The sequence below is a fragment of the Mycobacterium sp. OTB74 genome (assembly GCF_029892685.1).
Taxonomy (GTDB): domain Bacteria; phylum Actinomycetota; class Actinomycetes; order Mycobacteriales; family Mycobacteriaceae; genus Mycobacterium.
The window spans coordinates 22,414-44,889 of the sequence record NZ_JARXVD010000027.1; the positions used below are offsets into that span (position 1 = coordinate 22,414).

General features: G+C 64.8%; 19 protein-coding genes. 8 read left to right on the forward strand and 11 right to left on the reverse strand.

From position 1 onward, the window contains the following. A complete protein-coding gene (locus M2432_RS25620) occupies nt 1–2,649 on the forward strand; it encodes an FHA domain-containing protein (RefSeq protein WP_280829659.1) in 2,649 nt (882 codons plus the stop codon). 35 nt (nt 2,650–2,684) lie between these two features. Here M2432_RS25620 and M2432_RS25625 read toward each other — a convergent pair whose 3' ends face one another. After that, a complete protein-coding gene (locus M2432_RS25625) occupies nt 2,685–3,257 on the reverse strand; it encodes a pentapeptide repeat-containing protein (protein WP_280829660.1) in 573 nt (190 codons plus the stop codon). Nucleotides 3,258–3,306: 49 nt separating this feature from the next. Between M2432_RS25625 and M2432_RS25630 the strand changes: the two genes are divergently transcribed. Beyond that, the gene (locus M2432_RS25630; protein WP_280829699.1) at nt 3,307–4,026 is read left to right on the forward strand and encodes a DUF1906 domain-containing protein; all 720 of its coding nucleotides are present in this window, start codon (nt 3,307–3,309) and stop codon (nt 4,024–4,026) included. 17 nt (nt 4,027–4,043) lie between these two features. Here the strand turns inward: M2432_RS25630 and M2432_RS25635 are convergent, their stop codons facing one another. From M2432_RS25635 to M2432_RS25650, 4 genes are read right to left on the reverse strand one after another with little or no spacing between them, the layout of a single operon-like run. Continuing rightward, the gene (locus tag M2432_RS25635) at nt 4,044–4,586 is read right to left on the reverse strand and encodes an ATP/GTP-binding protein (RefSeq protein WP_280829700.1); all 543 of its coding nucleotides are present in this window, start codon (nt 4,584–4,586) and stop codon (nt 4,044–4,046) included. Nucleotides 4,587–4,641: 55 nt separating this feature from the next. Next, on the reverse strand, nt 4,642–5,022 hold the full coding sequence (locus M2432_RS25640; RefSeq protein WP_280829661.1) for a DUF742 domain-containing protein: 381 nt from the start codon (nt 5,020–5,022) through the stop codon (nt 4,642–4,644). Nucleotides 5,023–5,037: 15 nt separating this feature from the next. Further along, nucleotides 5,038–5,451 (reverse strand): roadblock/LC7 domain-containing protein, encoded by a 414-nt coding sequence (locus tag M2432_RS25645; RefSeq protein WP_280829662.1) that lies wholly within the window; start codon nt 5,449–5,451, stop codon nt 5,038–5,040. Beyond that, nucleotides 5,448–8,159: a sensor histidine kinase gene (locus tag M2432_RS25650; RefSeq protein ID WP_280829663.1), complete on the reverse strand. Its 2,712-nt coding sequence runs from the start codon at nt 8,157–8,159 to the stop codon at nt 5,448–5,450. The genes M2432_RS25645 and M2432_RS25650 overlap by 4 nt, the downstream gene beginning before the upstream one ends. Before the next feature lie 356 nt (nt 8,160–8,515). On the opposite strand from M2432_RS25650, the gene M2432_RS25655 reads away from it, so the two are divergent. Continuing rightward, nucleotides 8,516–8,980, forward strand: coding sequence for a tRNA (cytidine(34)-2'-O)-methyltransferase (locus tag M2432_RS25655; protein ID WP_280829664.1), 465 nt, complete (start codon nt 8,516–8,518; stop codon nt 8,978–8,980). Nucleotides 8,981–8,993: 13 nt separating this feature from the next. On the opposite strand, the gene M2432_RS25660 is transcribed toward M2432_RS25655, so the two are convergent. The 3 genes from M2432_RS25660 to M2432_RS25670 form a co-directional block, all read right to left on the reverse strand. Continuing rightward, on the reverse strand, nt 8,994–9,635 hold the full coding sequence (locus M2432_RS25660) for a nitroreductase family protein (protein WP_280829665.1): 642 nt from the start codon (nt 9,633–9,635) through the stop codon (nt 8,994–8,996). A 100-nt stretch (nt 9,636–9,735) separates the two neighbouring features. After that, complete coding sequence (locus M2432_RS25665; RefSeq protein WP_280829666.1) at nt 9,736–11,289, reverse strand: succinic semialdehyde dehydrogenase; 1,554 nt, start codon at nt 11,287–11,289, stop codon at nt 9,736–9,738. 157 nt (nt 11,290–11,446) lie between these two features. Further along, the gene (locus M2432_RS25670) at nt 11,447–14,743 is read right to left on the reverse strand and encodes an error-prone DNA polymerase (protein WP_280829667.1); all 3,297 of its coding nucleotides are present in this window, start codon (nt 14,741–14,743) and stop codon (nt 11,447–11,449) included. 143 nt (nt 14,744–14,886) lie between these two features. Between M2432_RS25670 and M2432_RS25675 the strand changes: the two genes are divergently transcribed. From M2432_RS25675 to M2432_RS25685, 3 genes are all read left to right on the forward strand, one after another. Continuing rightward, nucleotides 14,887–16,170 carry an MFS transporter gene (locus tag M2432_RS25675; protein WP_280829668.1) on the forward strand — a complete coding sequence of 428 codons (1,284 nt, stop codon included), beginning with the start codon at nt 14,887–14,889 and terminating at the stop codon, nt 16,168–16,170. A gap of 137 nt (nt 16,171–16,307) precedes the next feature. Beyond that, complete coding sequence (locus M2432_RS25680; protein ID WP_280829669.1) at nt 16,308–16,826, forward strand: tautomerase family protein; 519 nt, start codon at nt 16,308–16,310, stop codon at nt 16,824–16,826. Nucleotides 16,827–16,929: 103 nt separating this feature from the next. Next, a complete protein-coding gene (locus tag M2432_RS25685) occupies nt 16,930–17,520 on the forward strand; it encodes an emopamil-binding family protein (RefSeq protein ID WP_280829670.1) in 591 nt (196 codons plus the stop codon). A 26-nt stretch (nt 17,521–17,546) separates the two neighbouring features. Here M2432_RS25685 and M2432_RS25690 read toward each other — a convergent pair whose 3' ends face one another. Together M2432_RS25690 and M2432_RS25695 are read right to left on the reverse strand one after the other, a co-directional pair. After that, complete coding sequence (locus M2432_RS25690; RefSeq protein WP_280829671.1) at nt 17,547–17,675, reverse strand: hypothetical protein; 129 nt, start codon at nt 17,673–17,675, stop codon at nt 17,547–17,549. 8 nt (nt 17,676–17,683) lie between these two features. Then, nucleotides 17,684–17,821, reverse strand: a complete 138-nt coding sequence (locus tag M2432_RS25695) for a hypothetical protein (RefSeq protein ID WP_280829672.1) — start codon at nt 17,819–17,821, stop codon at nt 17,684–17,686. 960 nt (nt 17,822–18,781) lie between these two features. Between M2432_RS25695 and M2432_RS25700 the strand changes: the two genes are divergently transcribed. Continuing rightward, nucleotides 18,782–19,981: a DUF4157 domain-containing protein gene (locus M2432_RS25700; RefSeq protein WP_280829673.1), complete on the forward strand. Its 1,200-nt coding sequence runs from the start codon at nt 18,782–18,784 to the stop codon at nt 19,979–19,981. Nucleotides 19,982–20,560: 579 nt separating this feature from the next. Here the strand turns inward: M2432_RS25700 and M2432_RS25705 are convergent. Continuing rightward, nucleotides 20,561–20,737 carry a hypothetical protein gene (locus M2432_RS25705; protein WP_280829674.1) on the reverse strand — a complete coding sequence of 59 codons (177 nt, stop codon included), beginning with the start codon at nt 20,735–20,737 and terminating at the stop codon, nt 20,561–20,563. 414 nt (nt 20,738–21,151) lie between these two features. Between M2432_RS25705 and glsA the strand changes: the two genes are divergently transcribed. After that, a complete protein-coding gene (glsA, locus tag M2432_RS25710) occupies nt 21,152–22,411 on the forward strand; it encodes a glutaminase A (RefSeq protein ID WP_280829675.1) in 1,260 nt (419 codons plus the stop codon). The last annotated feature ends 65 nt before the right edge of the window (nt 22,412–22,476 follow it).

The following is a 22,476-nucleotide window of genomic DNA, read 5'->3' on the forward strand; positions in this document are numbered from 1 at the left end:
ATGAGTCGACCAGTTCCGCCGCCCGCGCTCACTGTTCGTTACGACGGTTCGACCCGAACCTTCGCCCCGGGAAATGACATTGTCGTCGGCCGGGATCTGCGCGCCGACGTGCGCATTGCCCACCCGTTGATCTCCCGCGCGCACCTGCTGCTGCGCTTCGACCAGCGCCGGTGGGTCGCGGTCGACAACGGCAGCCTCAACGGGATGTACCTGAACGGGCAGCGGATCCCGGCCGCCGACCTGCACGACGGCACCGCGCTGAACATCGGCAATCCGGACGGGCCGCTGCTCACCTTCGAGGTGGGCCGACACCAGGGACCGGTGGGGACGCCGCCGACCACCTCGATGGCGGTCCAGCAGGCACCGGTCACGCACGCACCGCACACCAACCCGCCTCGAACCGGGCCCGCCTGGCCGGCCAACCAGCACTACACGCCTCCCTCGGTCGCCCAACAGCGCTACCCAAGCGGGCCCCAGCCGTACAGTCCGCCGTACCCGACCGGGCCATACCAGCCGCCCCAAACGCACCAGCGTCCCGCTCTGCCGGCACAACAGCAGTACGCACCCCCTGCGGCTCCGACCCCCGCGCCGGCTACCACCAGCGCGCCCGCCACGACCAGTGCGCCGGCCACCCAGCTCGGGCCCACCGCGGTGCAACGACAAGGTGACGGCAACCTCGCCACCAGCATGCTCAAGATCCTGCGGCCAGGCCGCAGCACCGAGGTGCCGGCTGGCGCGATCAAGATCGGTCGCGCCACCGACAACGACATCGTCGTCCCGGATGTGCTGGCTTCACGGCACCACGCCACGTTGGTCCCGTCGGCGACCGGCACCGCCGAGATCGTCGACAACCGCAGCATCAACGGCACGTTCGTCAATGGCCAGCGGGTCGACGCCGCGCCGCTGAGCCAAGGCGACGTCGTCACCATCGGTAACGTCGACCTGGTTTTCGACGGCCGCACTTTGACCCGACGCACGGTCAGCGAAACCGATACCCGCACAGGCGGTTTGGAAGTTCATGGGCTGACCTGGACCATCGAGGGCAACAAGACCCTGCTGAGCAGCATCTCGCTGGAGGCGCGGCCCGGCACCCTGACTGCGGTGATCGGCCCGTCCGGTGCCGGCAAGTCGACGTTCGCCCGGCAGGTCGCCGGCTACACGCACCCGACCAGCGGCACCATCACCTTCGAGGGCCACGACATCCACGCCGAGTACGCCTCGCTGCGGTCCCGGATCGGCATGGTGCCCCAGGACGATGTGGTGCACGGTCAGCTGACGGTCAAACAGGCGCTGATGTACGCCGCCGAACTGCGGTTGCCGCCGGATACCACCAAAGAGGACCGCGAGCAGGTCGTCATGCAGGTGCTCGAAGAACTCGAGATGACCAACCACCTGGAAACCCGGGTGGACAAGCTGTCCGGCGGGCAGCGCAAGCGCGCATCGGTGGCGCTGGAACTGCTGACCGGCCCGTCCCTGCTGATTCTGGACGAGCCGACCTCGGGTCTGGACCCCGCGCTGGACCGCGCAGTGATGACCATGCTGCGCCAACTGGCCGACGCCGGCCGCGTGGTGCTGGTGGTGACGCACTCGCTGACCTACCTGGACGTGTGCGACCAGGTGCTGCTGCTGGCGCCCGGCGGCAAGACCGCGTTCTGCGGGCCTCCGAGCGAGATCGGCCCGGAGTTGGGCACCACGAACTGGGCTGACATCTTCAGCACCGTCGCCGGCGACCCCAACGAAGCCAACCGCAAGTTCCTGGAACGCAGTGGGCCGCCGCCCCCAGCGCCGGCCGCCGCTGCGGCCACCGATCTGGGCAAGCCCGCGAAAACCAGCCTTATGCGGCAGTTTTCGACCATCGGGCGCCGGCAGATGCGGCTGATCATCTCCGACCGCGGCTACTTCATCTTCCTGGCGCTGCTGCCGTTCATCATGGGCGTGCTGTCGCTGTCTGTGCCCGGCAGCATGGGCTTCGGAGTACCCGACCCGCGCGGCGACGCACCCAACGAGCCGGGCCAGATTCTGGTACTGCTCAACGTCGGCGCCATCTTCATGGGCACCGCGCTGACCATCCGCGACCTGATCGGCGAGCGGGCGATCTTCCGGCGTGAGCAAGCCGTCGGCTTGTCCACCACGGCGTATCTACTGGCCAAGGTGTGCATTTACGCGGTGTTCGCGGTGCTGCAGTCGGCCATCGTCACGGCGATCACGATCGTGGGCAAGGGTGCGCCGACCAAGGGCGCGGTGCTGCTGGGCAACGGCGCGCTGGAGCTGTTCGTGGACATGGCTGCGACCACGGTGACTGCCGCCATGGTGGGTCTGGCGTTGTCCGCGCTGGCCAAGTCGAACGAGCAGATCATGCCGCTGCTGGTGGTGGCGGTGATGAGTCAGCTGGTCTTCTCCGGCGGCATGATCCCGGTGACCGGCCGGATCGTGCTCGACCAACTGTCGTGGATAACCCCGGCCCGCTGGGGCTTCGCGGCATCGGCATCGACGGTGGCGCTGCGTGATCTGGTGCCACCGCCGATCACGCCGGCCGACGCACTGTGGGACCACACCCTGCGGTCGTGGTTGTTCAACATGGGCATGCTGACGCTGCTGTCGGTGGTCTACGTCAGTTTCGTGCGCTGGAAGATCCGGCTGAAGTCCTGAGCCCGCCGTGCGAGCCGGTCGATACTCAGGCCGTCCTACTCCCCATGCAGATCCAGACCATGCGCGACGGCGTACGCGATCGCCTGGTCCACATCGATGCGGGCGCCGCGGACCCCGGCCGCCGTCCAGAAGGTCGCATCGGTCCGCGCACCGCGCAGGTCGGCTTGCTCGAACTTGGCGTTCTGCACCCGGGCACCGCGCAGGTCCGCGCCGCGCAACACCGCCTTGCGCAGATCGGTACCGACCAGCGACGCCTCGGCCATCCGGCAATCGGACAGGTCCACCAACCGCAGATCGCAGCCGGCCAGCACTGCCAGCCGGAGGTCGACCTCGACCATGGTGATCGGCCGCATGCCGCACTCGGTGAACGTCGAGCCCAGCAGGGTGCAGTGCCGGAACATGCTGTGCGCCAACGAGGTCCGCCGGAACATGCAGTTGCGAAACGCCGATCCGGAATGCTCGGATTCTGTCAGATCGACCCCACTGAAGTCGCAGTCGGTGAAGACCACACGCTCGGTGCGGAGACGACTCAAGTCGCCGTCGTACTCGTCGCGGAACACCACACCGACGAATTCGCGGTCAGCCCAATGCTCGTCGTTGTCCGTCACGGCTTCGTACGATAGCCCGATGCAGGTATCGCGCCGTGGCTTCCTCTCCATGTCGGCTGCGGCCCTCGCCGCGGTGGCCGCACCACCGCGGGCGTCGGCCCAGGGCACCAAGATGATCGACTTCGCCGAACGTCAGGTGCCGGTGGATCAGGTTGCCGCCGCCGGGTACGCCGGGGTGATCGTCTATGTGTCCGAGCTACGCCCGGGCGCGACGTTCGACTTCAAACCGGTGACGCGCAGCTACACCGACGCGCTGCGGGCCGCGGGCCTGCACGTGGTCAGCGTCTATCAGTACGGCAAGCCGGGTTGGGTGAACAGCCCGTCGGACTTCACCCGAGGCTTCGACGGCGGCGTCGCCGACGCTCACGCTGCGTTAGGTCTGCACACCGCCGCCGGTGGACCGGACAGTGCCCCGATCTTCTTCAGCGTCGACGAGGACATCGACGCGGCGACCTGGAAAAGCCTTGCGCTGCAATGGTTCAAGGGCATCAACTCGGTGCTGGGAGTCCAGCGCACCGGTATCTACGGCGGCGCCCGGCAGGTCACCTGGGCGGCCGACGACGGCGTGATCGGCCACTCCACCAGCCCCGGCCACCGCTGGGCGTGGCAGACCCGGGCATGGTCCGGTGGGGCCCGCGCGCCGATCGCAGTGCTGTATCAGTCGACGGTTGTTACCGCGTCCGACCCCGGCACCATGATCGGCGACATCCATGTCGATGAGGACGACATTCTGGCTGCCGATTACGGCCAGTGGGATTTGAGCCGCTGAGCGGTACCGTGCGGGGGTCAGCGCCCGCCGGTAGGCGCGCCCAAGCTCATCAACGCGTACTCGGTGACGGTGATCAGCGCGTCGCGCGCCGATTCCCGGCGCCGGGCATCGACGGTGACCACCGGGATGTGCTCCGACAATGCCAGTGCCTGCCGTACGGCGTGGCCGGGATGCCTTGGCGCACCGTCGAATTCATTGACGGCAATGATGAACGGCAACCCACGGGCCTCGAAGAAGTCGACTGCGGCGAAACTGTCCTGCAAGCGGCGAACGTCGACCAGGATGATGGCGCCGATAGCACCGCGCACCAAGTCGTCCCACATGAACCAGAACCGGCGCTGCCCGGGCGTGCCGAACAGGTAGAGCACCAGATCATCGGCCAGGGTGATGCGGCCGAAGTCCATGGCGACAGTCGTGGTGTTCTTGCTCGGCGTGGCGGCCAATGCGTCCAGCCCGGCAGACTCCTTGGTGACGATCGCCTCGGTGCGCAGCGGCATGATTTCCGATACGGTCCCGACGAACGTCGTCTTGCCAGCACCAAAACCGCCCGAGACGACGATCTTTGTCGACGCGGGGTTGTGCCGGTCGGAGTGCCCGGCCGGGGCCGATGGTCGGTCAGAGAGCCCGTAGGCCACGCAGAGTCCTCCTGATCAGTTCACGCCGGTCGTCAGTGCTCGTCGAATCGCCAAGCGTGGCGTTTACTTCAAGATATCCCTGCGTCACCAAGTCACCGATCAGCACACGCGCAACGCCGAGTGGAATTGCTAACTTTGCCGCGACCTCAGCCACCGATGGCCTGCTGCAGCCGAGTTTGAAAATCTCGGCGCGGACGTCATTGCCGGGCCAACGCAGCGCGGGAGCCAAACCCAGCGGATGGATCTGCGCCTCCACCGGCAGGTCCAACTGCGAGCTGGTGCGCCCGGCAGTCAGCGTGTAGGGCCGAACCAGGCTGGGTTCGGCGTGCGGAGGCTCCCAAGCGTCAGGCGGTCGGTCCATGGATGACTTCCGTCGTTAGGAATGTTGGGGGGCGCGACGCGCCGATTGAATGACGGTACCCACTCTTTCCACCAGAACCGCCATTTCGTAGCCAATCTGGCCGATATCACAGGATCGGGCGGCCAGGGTTGCCAGATTCGAGCCGTCGCCGACCCGCATCAGCAGCAGGTAGCCGTTCTGCATCTCGACCACCGACTGCATCACATGCCCGCCGTCGAACAGCTGCGCCGCACCGGTGGCCAGGCTGGCCAGTCCGGACGACACGGCTGCGAGCTGGTCGGCCCGCTCGATAGGCATGCGGGAGCTGGCCGCCATCAGCAGCCCATCCGCTGAGACCAGGATCGCGTGGGACACCCCGGCCACCTCGTCGGCGAATTTCGACACCAGCCAGTCCAGCGAATCACGTTGGCTGGAGCGCGGATTGGTCATCGGGAACCTCCATTGTCCCGGGCGTGCGTGCGACCGGCGTGGACGCCACCGAAGTGACTGCCGATACTGGCGCGCACTGCAGCCGGGTCACGTTGTGGCAGAGAGCTGAAAGCCGCTTCACCATCTGCGGATTCGTCGTCGGAACCATCTTCGTCGGGTGCTCCTGGAATCAGTCGCGCACCCGGCTGACGGACCGGCAGGCCTGCCTCGGTGTGCTCGACCACCGGGGCATCCTGAGCTGCGGCAGCAGCCGACCAACCATGATCCCACACCGACTTCCAGTCCAGGTCGGTGCTGTGGGCCAGCTCGACCGGGTCGTCGATCAGCCACTCGGACAGCATCTTCTGATAAATGGCGTCCTCACTTCCCGAAGTCTCTACCGACTCGGCGGGTTGCTCAGCCGGTTGATCTACGGATTGCTCGGCCGGCTGATCGGCACCCTGCTCAGCCGGCTGCTGGGCCACTTGGGCGCGAGAAGCGAAGAACGACGAGGTATCCGTCAGGGACCGCACCGACTCCTCGGGGCGTTCGGCGCTGTCGTCGGCCGACCCGGCGATGCCGCTGGCTCCGGGGCTGCGACGCGGTAACAGCGCGCCACTCAGGTCGTCACCGTGCTGGTCATACCCGTTCAGCCCCCGACTTTCCGCGACCGGCTGGGCGAGTTCAGGCGCTGCGGGTTCTGTGAGCTGCTCTTCGGTTTCGTCAGCCACGGCAGGCTGGTCGAAACCACCACCGAACGCCGCAAATGCGGCACCGGGCAGCGCGGTCGCCTCGGTGTGCGCGCTCGACGTACCGTCCCAGAAATCGCCGTAATCAGGGATGGCCGGCAAACCGGCCTGCAACGCGGCGGGCACGTAGATACCGGCCGTGGTGCCCGAATCCGGTTGGTTCTCGACGGTGCGACGCAGTCGCACGACCAGCCCGTGCTGGGTCGCCAGCCGACCGACCACGAAAAGCCCCATGTGCCGGGCGGTGTATGCATCAACCTCACCGCCGGACTGCAGCCGGACGTTGGCCATACGCAGATCGCCGTCGCTCATCCCGAGGCCGCGGTCGCTGACCTCGATGATCAATGCCCCGTCGGGCGCATGGACCGCTGACACGCGCACCTGCGAGTTGGGCGGCGAGTAGCTCAGCGCGTTGTCGAGCAGTTCGGCCAGCACGTGCACCAGGTCGCCGGCCATCGAGCCCTGGATTTCGCTGTCGGGTGCGGTCTCTGTGACCACCCGGGTGTAGTCCTCGACCTCGGAGGCTGCCGCATTGATGACGGCCGCGACCGGCACCGCCTCGGTCTGTTCGCGCGGGACTTTCGACCCGGCCAGCACCAGCAGGTTGGCACCGTTACGGCGCATGCGTGCGGCCAGGTGGTCCAAGCGGAACAGGTTTTCCAGCCGTTTCGGGTCCTGCTCGTCGCGCTCGAGTTTGTCGATGACCGACAGCTGCTGATCGACCAGCGACCGACTGCGCCGCGACAACGTCTCGAACATGTCGCTGACCTGCAGCTGCAGCCTGGCCTGCTCGCCGGCCAGCAGTACCGCCTGCTCGTGTAGCTCATCGACGGCGTGCGCGACCTGACCGATTTCTTCGGTGGTGTGTACCGGCAGCGGGCGAACGGTCACGTCATCCCCGGCCCTGACGGCATCCAACTCACGCACCAGGTCCTGGTGGGCGACCTTGAGCGCGCCGTCACGCAGACGGCGCAGGGGCTGCACCAACGTCCGGGCCACCAGCACGACGAGCAGCAAGACAAGCAGCATGACCCCGCCGACGATCGCCGAATCGCGGATCGCCACTTTGCGCTTGGCTGCTGCTCGGTCGTCCACCGCCGTGGTGACGGACTTGGACGTCTGCGCGATCAGTTTCCCGGCGATACCACTGGTGGCCTGGATGGACTCGGTCAACTCCGGGCTGTTGGCCACCGGTATGTCCGGGTCGGACATCATGGCCATCCGCTTGACCATTTCCTGCTGCAACGTCCGTACTTCCGGGGATCCGACACCGAGCACCTGGCTCATTCCGAACAGTGTCGAGGGCTCGGTACCAGCCAAGGTGGTCATCGAGTTGCGCAGTTCGAGGTCGGGTAGTTCGCCGCCGAGGTTCACCAGCATCTGCTGCATCAACATCTGGCCGCGGGCCCCGACCGCCCGGCTCAGGCCCTGCGTCTCGGCGCGGATCTTCTCGTCGTCGACCCTTACCGAACCGTTGATGGCGTCCTCAGCGGTCAGCAGGATCGGCGCATACATGGTGACCCGCTCGCGCAGACCGATGTCGCCTCCGGCCACCTTGTCCAGCAGCGCCTGACCGCCTCCGAGAATGGTCTTGATTCCTGACTGGACGTCGGTAGCGACGTCGGTCACGGCCAGTTGATGCTGCAGCTTCTGCTTGCCGGCGTCGAAAGCGCTGAGCGCGGCCTGGGTGTCTCCGCCAGTGGAACTGGCCAGCATCGCACCGTCGAAAACTGCCATGTAATTCTCAATGAGCGGAACCATGTCGGCGCGATCGGCCGCCCGACGCAGATTCGTGGCGTCGGTCCAACCGGAATAGATGCGCAGTCCACCGAGTGCGCCGGCCAGCAACAACGGCACGAACGCGATGGCGAACACTTTCCAGGCCACCGGCCAGTTGGTGAGCGACCATCGCCGGGGCCGTTTAGCTGGGGCGCGGGTCACCTTTTCAGCAGGCGACGACTGCTTTGCGGTCACCGTCATTGCGGACCGGCTTCCCCGCCGGCCGCGGGGCTGCAAATAGATTTAGATTCGTCGTTCATATTGCTTTCCTGCCGAATTTCACCCAACTGGGCATGCGGAATCCGCTGGCAATCTGGTGCAGTATGACAGCGATATGCAGCGGTTTCTATCCTTCTTATCGAACGGTCAGAGTTCGTGACCGTTGTGTTGCAGAGTTGTTTGATAACCGCGCGCTACGGTTTCGGTCGGATTTGGTCCTTCCTCACAGTACTTCCACACCGCGTCGACCCACCGCCACGGCCGCACGGTTTCACCAGCTCACGCGCGACGCCGTAGCCTGCTGATGCCGGTGCAGCCAGATAGGAAGGCGGTGAGCATTGTTCCGGATCCTGTTCTTTTCACCGCGCATCGCACCGAATACCGGCAATGCCATTCGGATGGTTGCGGCCACCGGAGCGGAACTGCATCTGGTCGAGCCGCTGGGCTTCGATCTGTCTGAGCCCAAGCTGCGCCGGGCCGGTCTCGACTACCACGACCTGGCCTCGGTGACCGTGCACGCCGACCTGGCCAGCGCCTGGCGGGCTCTGATGCCGGCGCGGGTCTTTGCCTTCACCGCGCACGCCGATTCGTCGTTCGCCGATATCGCCTACCAGCCCGGAGACGTTCTGATGTTCGGACCCGAACCCACCGGCCTAGACGCCGAGACCCTGGCCGACCCGCACGTCACCGGGCAGGTGCGCATCCCGATGCTCGCCGGACGGCGGTCACTGAATCTGTCTAATGCAGCTGCTGTTGCGGCCTATGAGGCCTGGCGCCAGCACGGTTTCGCCGGCGCTGTCTAGGTGATTTCGGCGCTCACCAGGTGTTCCAGTGGGTGAACTGCTCGGCCGGCAACCGCCGGGCCTTCTTGAAATCGGTGCCCTTGGTGTAAGCGATCGGGAACAGCCCGCCCTGGGCGAACTCACCGAACGGGATGCCCAGCACCTCAGCGGCCTGCTTCTCCCCCTTGCCGACCAGGTGCAGCGTGGTCCACGCCGAACCGAGCCCACGGGAGCGCAGCGCCAGCATGAAGCTCCACACCGCCGGCAGCAGCGAACCCCAGTACGACGCCTGCAGACCCGCATCCGCACCGTCGGGACGTCCCTCCAGACACGGGACCATCAGAACCGGAGCCTTCTCCATGTTCTCCATCAGGTAGACGGCCGAATCCATCACGGCGCCCATCTGCTCGTCGCGAATATCGCCACGCTCGGGCTTCTCCATGGCCAGGTACGGCGCGGCGTTGCTGCGATAGATGTCAGCCAACGCTTTTTTCTTGTCCGGGTCGGTGATGAACACGAACTGCCAGCCCTGGGCGTTGGAGCCGGTGGGCGCCTGCAGTGCGAGATCGAGGCACTCCATCAGCACCTCACGCGACACCGGCTTGTCGAAGTCCAGACGCTTACGGACCGATCGCGTCGAGTTCAACACTTCGTCGGCGGTGAGATTCAGGTTCATGGCCGCAGACTACCGCTCACCCGTGGACCGATTCAGATATCGCCCGCCGTACGGGATATTCCGCACGGCGACAACAACTTTCGACGGCTGCGGGGCCAGCTCAGCTGCCGGGCAGCTTCATCACCGCGCGCACGATCGGGATCAACGACTTGCGCCACTGCGCGGTCGGGATGCCGAACGGCGGGTCCAGGTTGAACACGCGCGCACTGGCGATGGTCTGCGACTCGGTGTACTTGAGCAGGCCCTCCGCACCATGACGACGGCCTACGCCCGAGATGCCCATACCGCCCATCGGGGCACCGAGGCTGCCCCAGGCCAGCGCGTAGCCCTCGTTGACGTTGACAGTCCCGGACCGCAGCCGGGCTGCGATCTGCTCGCCCTTGGCCGACGAGCCGGCCCACACGCTGGCATTGAGGCCGTACTTGGTGTCGTTGGCCTTGGCGATCGCCTCGTTGACGTCGGCCACCGGGTAGATGGACACCAGCGGACCGAATGTCTCATTGGCCGCGCACTCCATCTCGGTGGTGACGCCGGTGAGCACCGTCGGTTCGTAGAACAGCGGCCCGATATCCGGACGCGCGCTACCGCCGGCGATCACCGCGGCGCCCTTGACCTTGGCGTCGTCGACGTGGCCGGAAACGGTCTTGAGCTGCCCCTCGGAAATCAGGCTGCCCATGTCGACGGTCATGTCATAGGCGGTGCCGAGCTTCATGTTGCGCACTGCCTCGCCGAACGTGGCGGTGAACTGGTCTGCGACGGCCTGCTCGACGTAGATCCGCTCGATGGAGATGCACAGCTGACCGGCGTTGGAGAAGCAGGCCCTGATAGCCGCTGTGGCGGCCTTCTCCAGGTTGGCATCGCGCGTGATGATCATGGCGTTCTTGCCACCGAGTTCGGCAGAGAAACCGATGAGCCGACGACCGGCTTGTTCGGCGAGCTGGCTGCCGGTAGCCGATGAGCCGGTGAACATCAAGTAATCGCAGTTCTCGGCGATCGCATTGCCGACCACCGAACCCGGTCCGGGTACCACGGCGTAGAGCGCCCGCGGCAGGCCGGCCCGATACAACAGCTCGGCACAGGCCAGCGCGCAGTACGGAGTCTGGCTGTCCGGTTTGATCACCACGGCGTTACCCGCGAGAAGCGCCGGAACGGCATCGGACACCGTCAGGGTCATCGGGTAGTTCCACGGGGAGATGACGCCGACGACGCCCTTGGGCTGGTAACTGACCGAAGTCCGGCTGATGGCAGGCAGCAACGGCCGCACCCGATGGGGCTTGAGCAGCTTGCCGGCGACCTTGACGTAGTAGTCGGCGTTGGCGATGAGGTCGATCAGCTCTTCCTGGGCGGCCCAGCGCGCCTTTCCGGCCTCGGCCTGCAACAGGTCCATCAGGAATTCGCGGTTCTCGATGACCAGGTCCCGGTATCGGGCGATCACGTCGACCCGGTCGGATACCGAGCGTGATGACCAATCTTTCTGTGCAGCACGAGCTTTGGCGAAGGCCGCTTCGGTGTCAGCGGCATTGGCGACCGGGATCGTGGCGAGTGGCTTGCCGGTGAAGACTTCGTCGATGGTCCGCATCGGACGGGCGTCGACGTCCTCGATGGCAGCCAGTTGGCGCAGGCGGTCGAAAACCGATGCTGATGGTGCGGGCATGTTCTTCTCTCCCGATCAGGACCCTGTGCGGTGATGCGGTACCAGCGGTCACGGCTAACACTACGGGACTATAAAAGAGGGTTTTACAAATCCCTCCATATGTCAACGAGGTCGGCAAAATCGCCCATACTGTCCGGCGCTCACGCGATGCACAGGCTCACCGGAAGTCCCGCGACTTGGCCGTCACCCGCAGGTCCAGCCGACCCATCCGATCCGCCAGCACCGTCGCCGCACCACTGGCGTTCTGCACGATGCCCCGCACCAGCAGCGCCGGGGCACTCTGAGCCAACCGTCGATACCTGGCCCATACCCCCGGTGCGCACAACACGTTGACCATGCCGGTCTCGTCTTCCAGGTTGACGAATGTCACCCCCTGCGCCGTGGCCGGTCGCTGCCGATGGGTGACCGCACCGGCCACCAGAATCCGGGTACCGTCCGGCACCTCCAACAACCGGCAAGCGGGCACCACATTCAGCGCATCGAGGTCGGCCCGCAAGAACTGGGTCGGGTAACTGTCCGGGGACACCCCGGTGGCCCACACGTCAGCGGCGGCCAGTTCCAGCTCGCTCATGCCGGGCAGCTCCGGGATGGTCGACGACGACCCGACGCCGGGCAGCCGATCCGGCCGCTCGGTGGCCGCAGCCCCCGCAGCCCACAGACCTTCTCGCCGGCTGATCGCAAAACAACCCAGCGCACCGGAAGTCGCCAGCGCCTCGGTCTGCGGCACCGACAGTTGCACCCTTGCCGTCAGATCGAGCAGGGAAGCGTACGGCCCGTTGACTTCTCGCTCGTCGACGATGCGCTGCGCCAACTCGTCACCGATGTGTCGGACCGCCCCCAAACCCAATCGCACCTCGGTGCCACGGTTCTCGCATGTCGCGTATGACAGGCTGGCATTCACATCCGGCCCGTGCACCAGCACCCCGTGCCGACGGGCATCGGCCACCAGTGACTGCGGCGAGTAGAAGCCCATCGGCTGAGCCCGCAGCAGCGCCGCACAGAACACCGCGGGGTGGTGCAGCTTGAACCACGACGAGGAGAACACCAGCGACGCAAAGCTCAGCGCGTGACTCTCCGGAAAGCCGAAATTGGCGAAGGCTTCGAGCTTTTCGTAGATCCGGTCGGCGGTGTTCCCGGTGATCCCGTGCAATTCGCGCATGCCGTCGTAGAACCGACCGCGCAGCCGTTGCATCCGTTCGGTCGATCGTTTGGAGCCCATGGCCCGGCGCAGCTGGTCGGCTTCGGCCGGGGTGAAGCCCGCACAGTCCACGGCCAATTGCATGAGCTGTTCCTGAAACAGCGGCACCCCCAGCGTCCTATCCAACGCCGGCTTCATCGAATCATGTTCACAGTCCGGCTTTTCCAGCCCATTGTGCCGCCGGATGTACGGGTGTACCGAACCGCCCTGAATCGGTCCCGGTCGGATCAGCGCCACCTCGACCACCAGGTCGTAGAACTTTTTGGGTTTCAGCCGGGGCAGGGTGGCCATCTGCGCCCGGGATTCGACCTGAAACACCCCGACTGAGTCAGCCCGCTGCAGCATCTCGTACACCGCGGGTTCGGACAGGTCCAGCTTGGCCAGCTCCACCTCGATGCCCTTGTGCTCTTTGGACAGATCGATCATGTAGTGCAGGGCCGAGAGCATGCCCAGGCCCAGCAGGTCGAACTTCACCAAACCGATTGCCGCACAGTCATCTTTATCCCATTGCAGCACGCTGCGGTTTTCCATCCGCGCCCACTCGACCGGGCACACATCGGCGATCGGCCGGTCGCAGATCACCATGCCACCGGAGTGAATTCCCATGTGGCGCGGGAGATTTCTGATCTGCAGCGCAAGGTCGATCACCTGCTCGGGAATGTCTTGAACATCCGGGTCGTCGGGCGACATTCCGTTCCACCTGCTGATCTGTTTGCTCCAGGCGTCCTGCTGCCCCTGCGAAAAGCCAAGGGCCCGAGCCATATCCCGCACTGCACTGCGGCCGCGGTAGGTAATGACGTTGGCCACCTGCGCCGCGTAGTCACGGCCGTATTTGGCGTAGACATGCTGGATGACCTGCTCGCGCAGGTCCGATTCGATGTCGATATCGATGTCCGGTGGGCCGTCACGGGCCGGGGACAAGAACCGTTCGAACAGCAACTCGTTGGCGACCGGGTCAACGTTGGTGATGCCCAGGGCGTAGCAGACCGCCGAGTTGGCCGCCGAACCCCGGCCCTGGCACAGGATATTGCTGCGCCGGCAGAACTCGGTGATGTCGTGTACCACCAGGAAATAGCCTGGGAAGTTTAGTTGCTCAATGACTTTCAGTTCATGTTCAATCTGCGCGTATGCCTTCTCCGCGCCTGCCTTCGGCCCGTATCGACACGCCGCCCCGGAAGCCACCAACTCACGCAGCCAACTGCTCTCGGTATGCCCGATCGGCACGTCGAACGGTGGCAACTGTGGCGCAATCAAACGCAATTCGAATGCACACTGCTCCCCCAACTCAGCGGCGGCCGACACCGCGCCCGGATGGTGCGCGAACATCCGGGACATCTCAGTACCCGACCGCAGGTGCACTCCACCGAGCGGGGCCAGCCACCCCTCGGCCTCGTCCATCGAGTTTCTGGCCCTGATCGCGCCCATCGCCATGGCCAGCCGCCCACGGGACGGCTGCGCGAAATGCGCTGCGGTGGTGGCGATGACGTCCAAGCCGAACCGCGGTGCCAGCGCAGCCAGCATGGCATTGCGCTCGTCATCGAGCGGGTGCCCGTGCTGGGTCAGCTCGACACTGACCCGACTGGCGCCGAACCGGTCCACCAAGTCGGCCAACGCCTTATCCGCGGCCTCCACACCACCCGACGACAATGCCTGCCGCACATGACCTTTGCGGCAACCGGTGAGAATCTGCCAATGGCCGCCGGCCGCCTCGGTGAGGACATTCAGGTCGTAGCTCAGCACCCCCTTCTGACCGCCGGCCAGGTGCGCCCTGGCAAGTTCCCTGGACAATCGCCGGTATCCCTCGGGCCCGCGGGCCAAGACCAGCAGATGCGGGCCGGGTGGATCCGGAAGCTCGGTCCGGGCTACGTTCCCCAGCGACAGTTCGGCACCGAAAACCGTCGCCATGTTGAGCTCTTTGGCAGCTTCGGCGAACCGGACGACGCCATAGAGCCCGTCATGGTCGGTCAGCGCGATGGCCCGCAAGTCCAGCCGGACAGCCTCCTCCACCAGCTCCTCCGGGGTGCTGGCGCCGTCCAGAAAGCTATATGCGGAGTGGGTGTGCAACTCGGCATACGGAACCGAGGTGGCCGGCCGGGCCGGGCGGTCCACCGGCCGATAGTTGCCTCGCTTGCGCGACCAGGCCGGACTGTCGCCGCCATCAGCCGGCGCCTCAGGAGATGCACCGGCAACCCGCGGCTTGCCGGACAGCACCCGCTGCATCTCCGCCCAGCTCGGCGGCCCGTTGTGCCAACCCATCGCTTCAGCGTATTCGAAACTTTGTTCGATTGCTACGCGCCTGATGGCGGGTGCGCGCCAGCAACGCTTGACGCTCCGCTATTAATTGACGTAGACGAAACCAGCGCAGCACCATGCCGCCTGATAACCGCGAGAGGTGAGACGTGCAGTTAATCGACGCCACCACCGATGCAGCTGCGGCCCGGGTCTCGCGTCGGCGACTCATTACCCTCCTGGCCGCGACCTTTCTGTTCAACGTGACCGGCTTTGCGGTAATCAGCGCGGCAGCATCGGTACTTCTGCCCACCCAGGTTGCGGCGACAGATCCGTTGGGCAAGGTCAGTGTCATCGGATTCCTCGGGGCGGTCGGTGCGATCGCCGCCGCCGGGGTCCCGCCGATTGTGGGAGCCCTGTCTGATCGCACCCGTAGCCGGTGGGGCCGGCGCACACCGTGGATCCTGGCCGGGGGTGTGACGTCGAGCGTGGCGTTCATCTTGCTCGGCATGCAGACCTCATTGGGCTGGCTGGCGTTGTGCTGGTTCCTGGTGCACGGCACGGTCAACATCGGGATGTGCATCGTGTCGGCCGTCGTCGCTGACCGCGTCCCGGTGCGCCAGCTCGGGCTGGCCGGCACGATCAACTCGGCCACCATCCCGTTGGGCGGTGCTATAGGCGCCATCCTTGGTGCGCGAGCCACGCACGCAATGACCTTCGCCTACATCGCCTTCGGCGTTGCCGTGCTTATCGTCTCGCTACCGCTGGCCCGAGTCGCGCGAGAACAGCTGGGGCCACCGGACGGTAACCAACCCGCCCATGCCAACACCGCTTCCCTAGCGTCCCGAGCCGCTCGTGAGATCAACGCAATGTTCGCGATGTTCCGAACCCCGGACTATCGATACTTCTTTGCCGTCCGGGCCATGATCATCTTCGGCTATTCGACCGCCGCCGCCCTCGCGCTGTACATCTTGACGGACTACCTCAAACTGCCCGCCGGCATGCACCCGACCGATGCCCTTGCGACCCTGGCCGTCGTCGAAATGATGGGGTTCCTGCTGGGTGGCGCCATCGTCGGACCGCTGGCCGATCGCCTTGGGCGACGCAAGATCTTTGTCACGGTATCGGCACTGCTGGTCTCCATTGCCCTTACGCTGCCTGCATTTTCGCCGATCTGGCACACCCAACTTGTCGCAGGTGCCATCGGTGCGCTCGGCTTCGGCGGATACTTCGCCGTAGACCATGCGCTGGTGATCCAGGTACTGCCCACCCACAACGACGCCGGCCGGGATCTGGGCACCATCCACATCGCGATGACAGCGCCACAGGTCCTGGCGGCCCCATTCGCCGCATTTCTGATCAATGAATTCGGTTATCCGACATTGTTTCTGGTCGCGAGTGCACTGGTACTCGTCGGTTCACTCTTCGTGATTCCGATCCGATGCGTGCGGTGAGAGGTCTCACGGCGGCCTTTGGCGATCGACGACTGCAACATTCAGGCGTATCGCGCCCCGACAATGCGATTGCATGCGAAGGCATCTGACAGGTAAGCCGTGGTCACCCTGATCGGCGATGTCTAGATACACACGGCTTGTCGGATGGCCGCCAGTCAGGAACATCCGGCGGTTGGCAGCAGTTGCAAGCTAGTGGGACTGACCTGCCACCGGCAGAAGATGTCGAACCCACGACACTTTGGAGTGTTGTCATGCCACTGGTACGGATCGATCTGCTTGCCACGTACACCGCCGAAGAGCGCAAGGCCATCGGGGACTGTGTCCAACGCGCGATGATCGACACCCTCAATGTCCCTGAACGAGACCGTTTCCAAATCATCACCACTCACTCGCCCGCTGACTTCGATTTCGATCGTTCCTATCTCGACATCGAACGAACCGACCGCTTCGTGCTCGTCGAGGTCACACTGTCCACGGGGCGTACCGCAGAAGCGAAGCAGGCGTTCTACGCACGACTGGCCGAGTTGCTTACCGGAGCCGTAGGGCTTCGCCCCGAAGATCTCGCCGTCGCGTTGATTGAAAACCAGCGCCAAGACTGGTCGTTCGGAAAGGGCGAAGCGAGCTATGTGGTGCTACCCCGAGAGCAGTGGCGCTGACCGGCTCGCACTTCATCCAAACATACGCCCCAACTGTAAGATTTACGGCAAGGGTTGCAGTAAAACTGCCAATGCGTCGCTGTTTACGTTCTAGCATCAGCTCGTGACAGTTTCTTCACCTGCGTCCGACGGTGCTATCGCGCCCAATCAAGCGCCCCTGCCGCTTAGCGAACGGCGCTACGACTGGCTGTTTATCGCCGCGTTTGTCCTGTTCGCGTCGACATCTTTCTGCGGCGACTTAGTCAACTTGCTCATGCGACCGGATCCGGACTCGCCATACCTGATGGCCCGGCTGGTCTACCGTGTTTACGCCGAGGGCGCCGATCCACTCCTGATTGCCAATCCCCGCTTTCTGCAGGCGGGCGCGGGGGTCTCTGCGCTAGTCTTCGGCTCGTTTTACCTCGTGCTGATCTACGCCTTCGTCAAAGGACGTGACTGGATTCGGCTGCCGTCGATTTTTTACGCCGGAATGGTTGTGCAGACGACGTTTCTCGTGCTCGTTGTTGGAATTGCGGGTGATGCGCCGTTGTTCAAGATGGTCTGCGGCGCCGCCTACACCGGCTTTGACTACACGTTCACCGATGTCCCGAAGGTGTTGTTGTACAACGTGCCTTATATCGTGATCCCTCTGTTGTTGGTCGCACGCATGTGGCGGCCGCATCCTTTCTGCCGCCCGATCGGCCGCCGCAACTAGCGGAGAGGATCGATTACGTCCGCCGTTCACTGCTCGGACACAGCCGCCGTCGATGGCGTGCCGCTCACGGTGACCGTGACGGTTGCGACGCCGGGGTCTGATGCGATCACCAATTGCTGGGCGCCCGGTGCCGAAATCACTTGTTCACCAGTCACATTGATCTTTAACCGTTGAGGAACTGCACTGTTGCATAGCCGGCGGGCGCATAGCTGTCGCGGCCGATCACCGTCACCGGTTCAGCGGTACAGCGGACCGCGACATTTGCGCGAACATTTTCCGGCACCGCCGTTCTGCGTGGCACGGATCCATTCCGGTAATACCAGCCGCAAGAACGTCCACGACGCCTGGTGGCAACCGGTTCCCATGGAAGAGGTCACCACCCTCATGGGACGCGAATGGTCGGAGCATTGGGCAGTCTACTTCGTTCAGCACCACCGTCGGCTTCTCAATCTGATGCACGCCTCAGCCGACGAACTTCGCACACTTCTGTGCTGAAAAAGCTTGGCACCGCGCACGACCGAATCGCAGAATATGCGGCGCGTCCCAGAGGGCGGGCCAGTTGGCGCGATGTCCACCGAAGCCACACCGCACTCACAGCTGGTGTGATGGATTGGTGACGCGGCGGGCGTACACCGGCGTCGTGATGTCGGTCGTAGATGCCGGGCGGCGGGTGGTGAACACGCGTAATACCACCACCGCGGCGCGGTCGGCATCCCGGGCGATGTCCCGGCAAGGCGGTCAGACATGCGTGCGCCCCTCACAGGTAGCGGTCGCGGGCTCACCGCTTTTGGTGCTGAACGAGTTCCGCACTCTGATAGTCGACGCCGACCGCCGCGCTTCTCTGCCTCAGCTCGCGCGAACGCGGGTTGCTAACAAGCATCAAAGCCACTGCGAACGAGACACTTTCGCGATGCGTGTGACCGATCAAACGGCGCTCAACGCAGACCTGCCAGCGCCCACATCCGGTCCGGCGACGGCCTCCATAACAGATCGGCACGGCGTCTGCGCCGGGAGTTGCCCTCGCTGTCAGGAGCGGTCAACTGTTCGGGGCAGCGTCGAGGTCGGACGCGTCGGTGAGTCGCACGAGCAGCAAGCCGATCGGGTCGCCGAGGAGGTAATGCGTGCCGCTGATGGGCAACCTGACGACGGATCTGCGGTGGGCTCACACAGTGCTCGCGTCAACCCCGCCCCACCGACAATCCAGCACACATCTGGTGCGCGCCATCGCGCGGACACACGTCCGACGGTCGCCGCGTCGAGAATGGTCAATGACAGCTTGCGCACCGAGGGCCAGCCGCTCGATGCCGGTTCCCGCGAATTCATGGAAGCGCGCTTCGGACACAACTTCAGCCACGTGAGAGTGCATACCGGAGCGCAAGCGAACGCGTCGGCAGGCGCCCTGCGCGCCTGCGCATACACCAGCGGTAGCCACGTGGTGTTCGGCGCCAATCAATACGAACCGCATACAAGCGCCGGCCGACGGCTGCTCGCGCACGAGTTGGCCCACGTTGTACAACAAGATTTGTCGCCGCATCGTGTTGCCATACCCGTACAACGCAAGCCGGCCAAGCCAGCCGACAGCGGCCCCGCGGCCCAGCACATCGACGATGTGTATGGTGCCGGCACATTCCTCAGCGCGGAACGCTGGCGGTTTCTGCTCAACGCGGCGCAGAACGCGTTCAACCGAGCCGACCTAGAGGCGGCCACCCTCTACTACTCGATCCTCTGCACCGACCTGGCGACGCTGGCCCAGGCGGATCTGGTGACGAGTTCGCACGAAGTCCATTACGTCGATTGCGACAGAGACAAGCACTGCACGGGCACACGAAAGGGCGTCAATTTCACATGGGCCACGTGGGGAAGCGCCCAGGCCACCACCGGTTTCGTCGATGACGCGACCGGCGAGTTTCCTGCCGGCCCGTGGCGGCCGGGGGCGCATCAGTCGCTGGCGATCGTGCTGTCGCGCAGCGCCTTTGTGCCCGACAAAACCGTGTCACTGGGCATCTTGCGTCACGAGATGAGCCATGCCGGGGACGACGCCGCCAATGCGGCAAAAATGGTGCGCGCAGGCAGCGCGACCCCTGGTGGACTGATCAACAACGCCGGCTTAGAGGTGCGCGGTTACGCCGAAGGTTTCATGACGATGTTCAAGCTCACGTCGCCTGCCCCGACCGACTTTACGGTGCCAGCATTCATTGAATTGCTTGGCGTGGCTGACTTCTGGCACTTCGCGGAGGAAGACATTCGCAAAGGCACGTTGCGCCGTCTGCAGAGATACTTCTGTGACGAGCTCGACGGCCCGCATCGCAAGTCTCTCGAAGACTTCCTGCGGGTCGAGTCTGCGCGCACGTGGCCGTCGGAAAAGACAAGCCCCAAAGACACCAGACCGGGGCGGCCCGATTTCTTCCACCGGTTGCGAGACAGCATCGCGACATGCACGACGACCGTAGCGCCGAAATAAATAATGGTACGAGGTTCGTGTAGTACTCCACCACCTGCGACGCCGACAAGATCATCGTGGTCATTTTGTCTGACGACGAGGCGTCGGCGCGGGCTCGGCACCCACTACTGACTACACCGCATTTAATAAAAATAGCCGAATTGGGGATCGAATCGCGCACGCACGCGCGAGAACACTGCCCCCACGCCACGACGGCACGACGGCACGAATCAGATTCGAGGCCGCGCCCCAAGGAAATCAGCTTCCCAACGTTTTCGAATGCGCCCGTCACGCCTACCTAGCATCCCCACCACGGCCCGACGGGCCCCTGGTATCCGTATGGCTTGCCGATTTACGGTGTATATCGCGGCCAAACCTGGCGATAGGTCTCTAATCGAATAGCAAAGGCGCGCGCCGACATTCGGCGGCGGGCGAACGGTCACGCCGCAGCCAGACCACAGCCGCAGCCAGACCACAGCCGCAGCTAGCGCCGCAAAGAGCCATCACTGCCGCAACGACAATGAGAATCCCCGCCTTCAGTAAATGATAGAACCGCCGAATTCAAATACGAAGAACCTTTAGGCGGCCTCATTGCGTGTCTTAGCCAGCCGTTTCGGGATCTGGAACGGGGTCGGACGGACCTGGCGCCTGCTTGCGCTGTGCGAGTTGATACTTCACCACGGCGACCAACGCCTTCGGATTGCGGGCGAACATTTTTGCGGCCTGGAATCCCACTTTGACCGTCTGACTAAATGTCAGTTCCTGCGCTGGCTCCATGCTTCGTACCTCCCCGGGATGCTGATCGCTTCGGAACAATAGCAAGGTTCGGCACGCTGACCGCCAGCCTGTTCGGGGCTGGTTGGCAGCTTAGGCCCATGAGTAGTGCTCGCGACGGTCGCTGTTCACGTCGTGCGCGGCCCCAAAGACTGAGTTCGGAAAGAGCTGACCGACCGAGTCGGTCAGCTCATTTTGATCAGGCCGTCCGACGATGCGTCGCACCCCCACCCCGCTGCCGCCCCACGCCAGCCGGCAAATCCCCAGCTCGACAAACCGGTATCGCTCGCCGCCTTCTGCATCCCGATCCAGACGCAGACCGGCTCGCGCCGGTTCGGGACCGCCCTTGATTGCCTTCGGTCCGGTCGCCTGGGGAACTCCCCGCGGGCGACCCAGCGCCCTGGCACGATGACACACATGGCCCGCCTATCCCCGCGAGCAACGGCCCAAAAGCCGAAAGCAGCGGCGGTCGATCCCGTCACCCGCGCTTTCGAGACGGTCATCGCAAAGGTGCGAACGCTGCGGCTGGATGGCCAAGTCGCGGACTATATCCCGGAGCTTGCGAAGGCCGACCCTGAGGAGTTCGCAATCGCGGCGACCTCGGTCTCCGGCCACGTCTATAACGCGGGCGATTCGAGCAGCTTATTTACAATCCAGTCGATCTCGAAGGCGTTCGTGTATGCGCTTGCGCTCTCCGTCCATGGGTTCGAGGCGGTCCTGCGTCACGTCGGGGTGGAGCCTAGCGGGGAGCCGTTCAATGCGATCAGCTTCGATGAGCGAAACCGTCCCGCGAACCCGCTCATCAATGCCGGTGCCGTGGTCACCACCTCCCTCATCCCCGCCGCGAGTAGTGAGGAACGGTTCGAGCAGATCCTGGCCGGTCTGTCGTCGTTCGCCGGCCGGGAGCTGGACGTCAACGAGGCGGTCTATGCGTCCGAGTCGGCCACAGGCGACCGCAACCGGGCGCTCGCTATGCTCGCACGTTCTTACGGGGTGCTCGACAGCGACGTGGACGCCGCCATCGAACCGTACTTCCGGCAGTGTGCGCTAATGGTCGACTGCACCGATCTGGCCGTCATGGGCGCCACACTCGCCAACCACGGCCAGAACCCCATCACCGGGCGCCAGGTGGTCTCACCGATAGTCGCCCGGCAGGTGCTGTCGCTGATGTCGAGCTGTGGCATGTACGACCGCTCGGGGCAGTGGCTGTTCGACGTCGGCATGCCCGCGAAGTCCGGTGTCGGCGGCGGTATCGTCGCTGTCGCCCCGGGCGAGTACGGCATCGGCGTCTACAGTCCGCCGCTGGATATCGCAGGAAACAGCAGCCGCGGCGTAGTGGCCCTTCGCGCTCTCGCCGAGGAGTTCGGGCTGCACCTGTTCAACCACCCCGCACGGCCGGCATCGCCGGTCGCGAGGATTACGACGAACGACGGTGACGGCGCGATCACCCTCCACCTGCGCGGCACGATCGATTTCGTTGCTGCCGAACAGATCGTCTACGCCGCAGCGGAAGCACTCACCGAAGGTGCGGGCACAAGATTGGTGCTGGATCTCGCCGACGTCACCGCTGTCACCACGGTGGCCACCCGACTCATCCGCGACCTCCCCGACCATTCCGGGATGACCCGCGGCAGGCAAGTGACCGTGCACGATCCGTCCGGTGTCCTTGCGAACTGACCGGCGCCGCTCCCAAGCTCCGGCGTACTAACCGAATCCTGAGACGCACCCTCTCGCACGCAGGG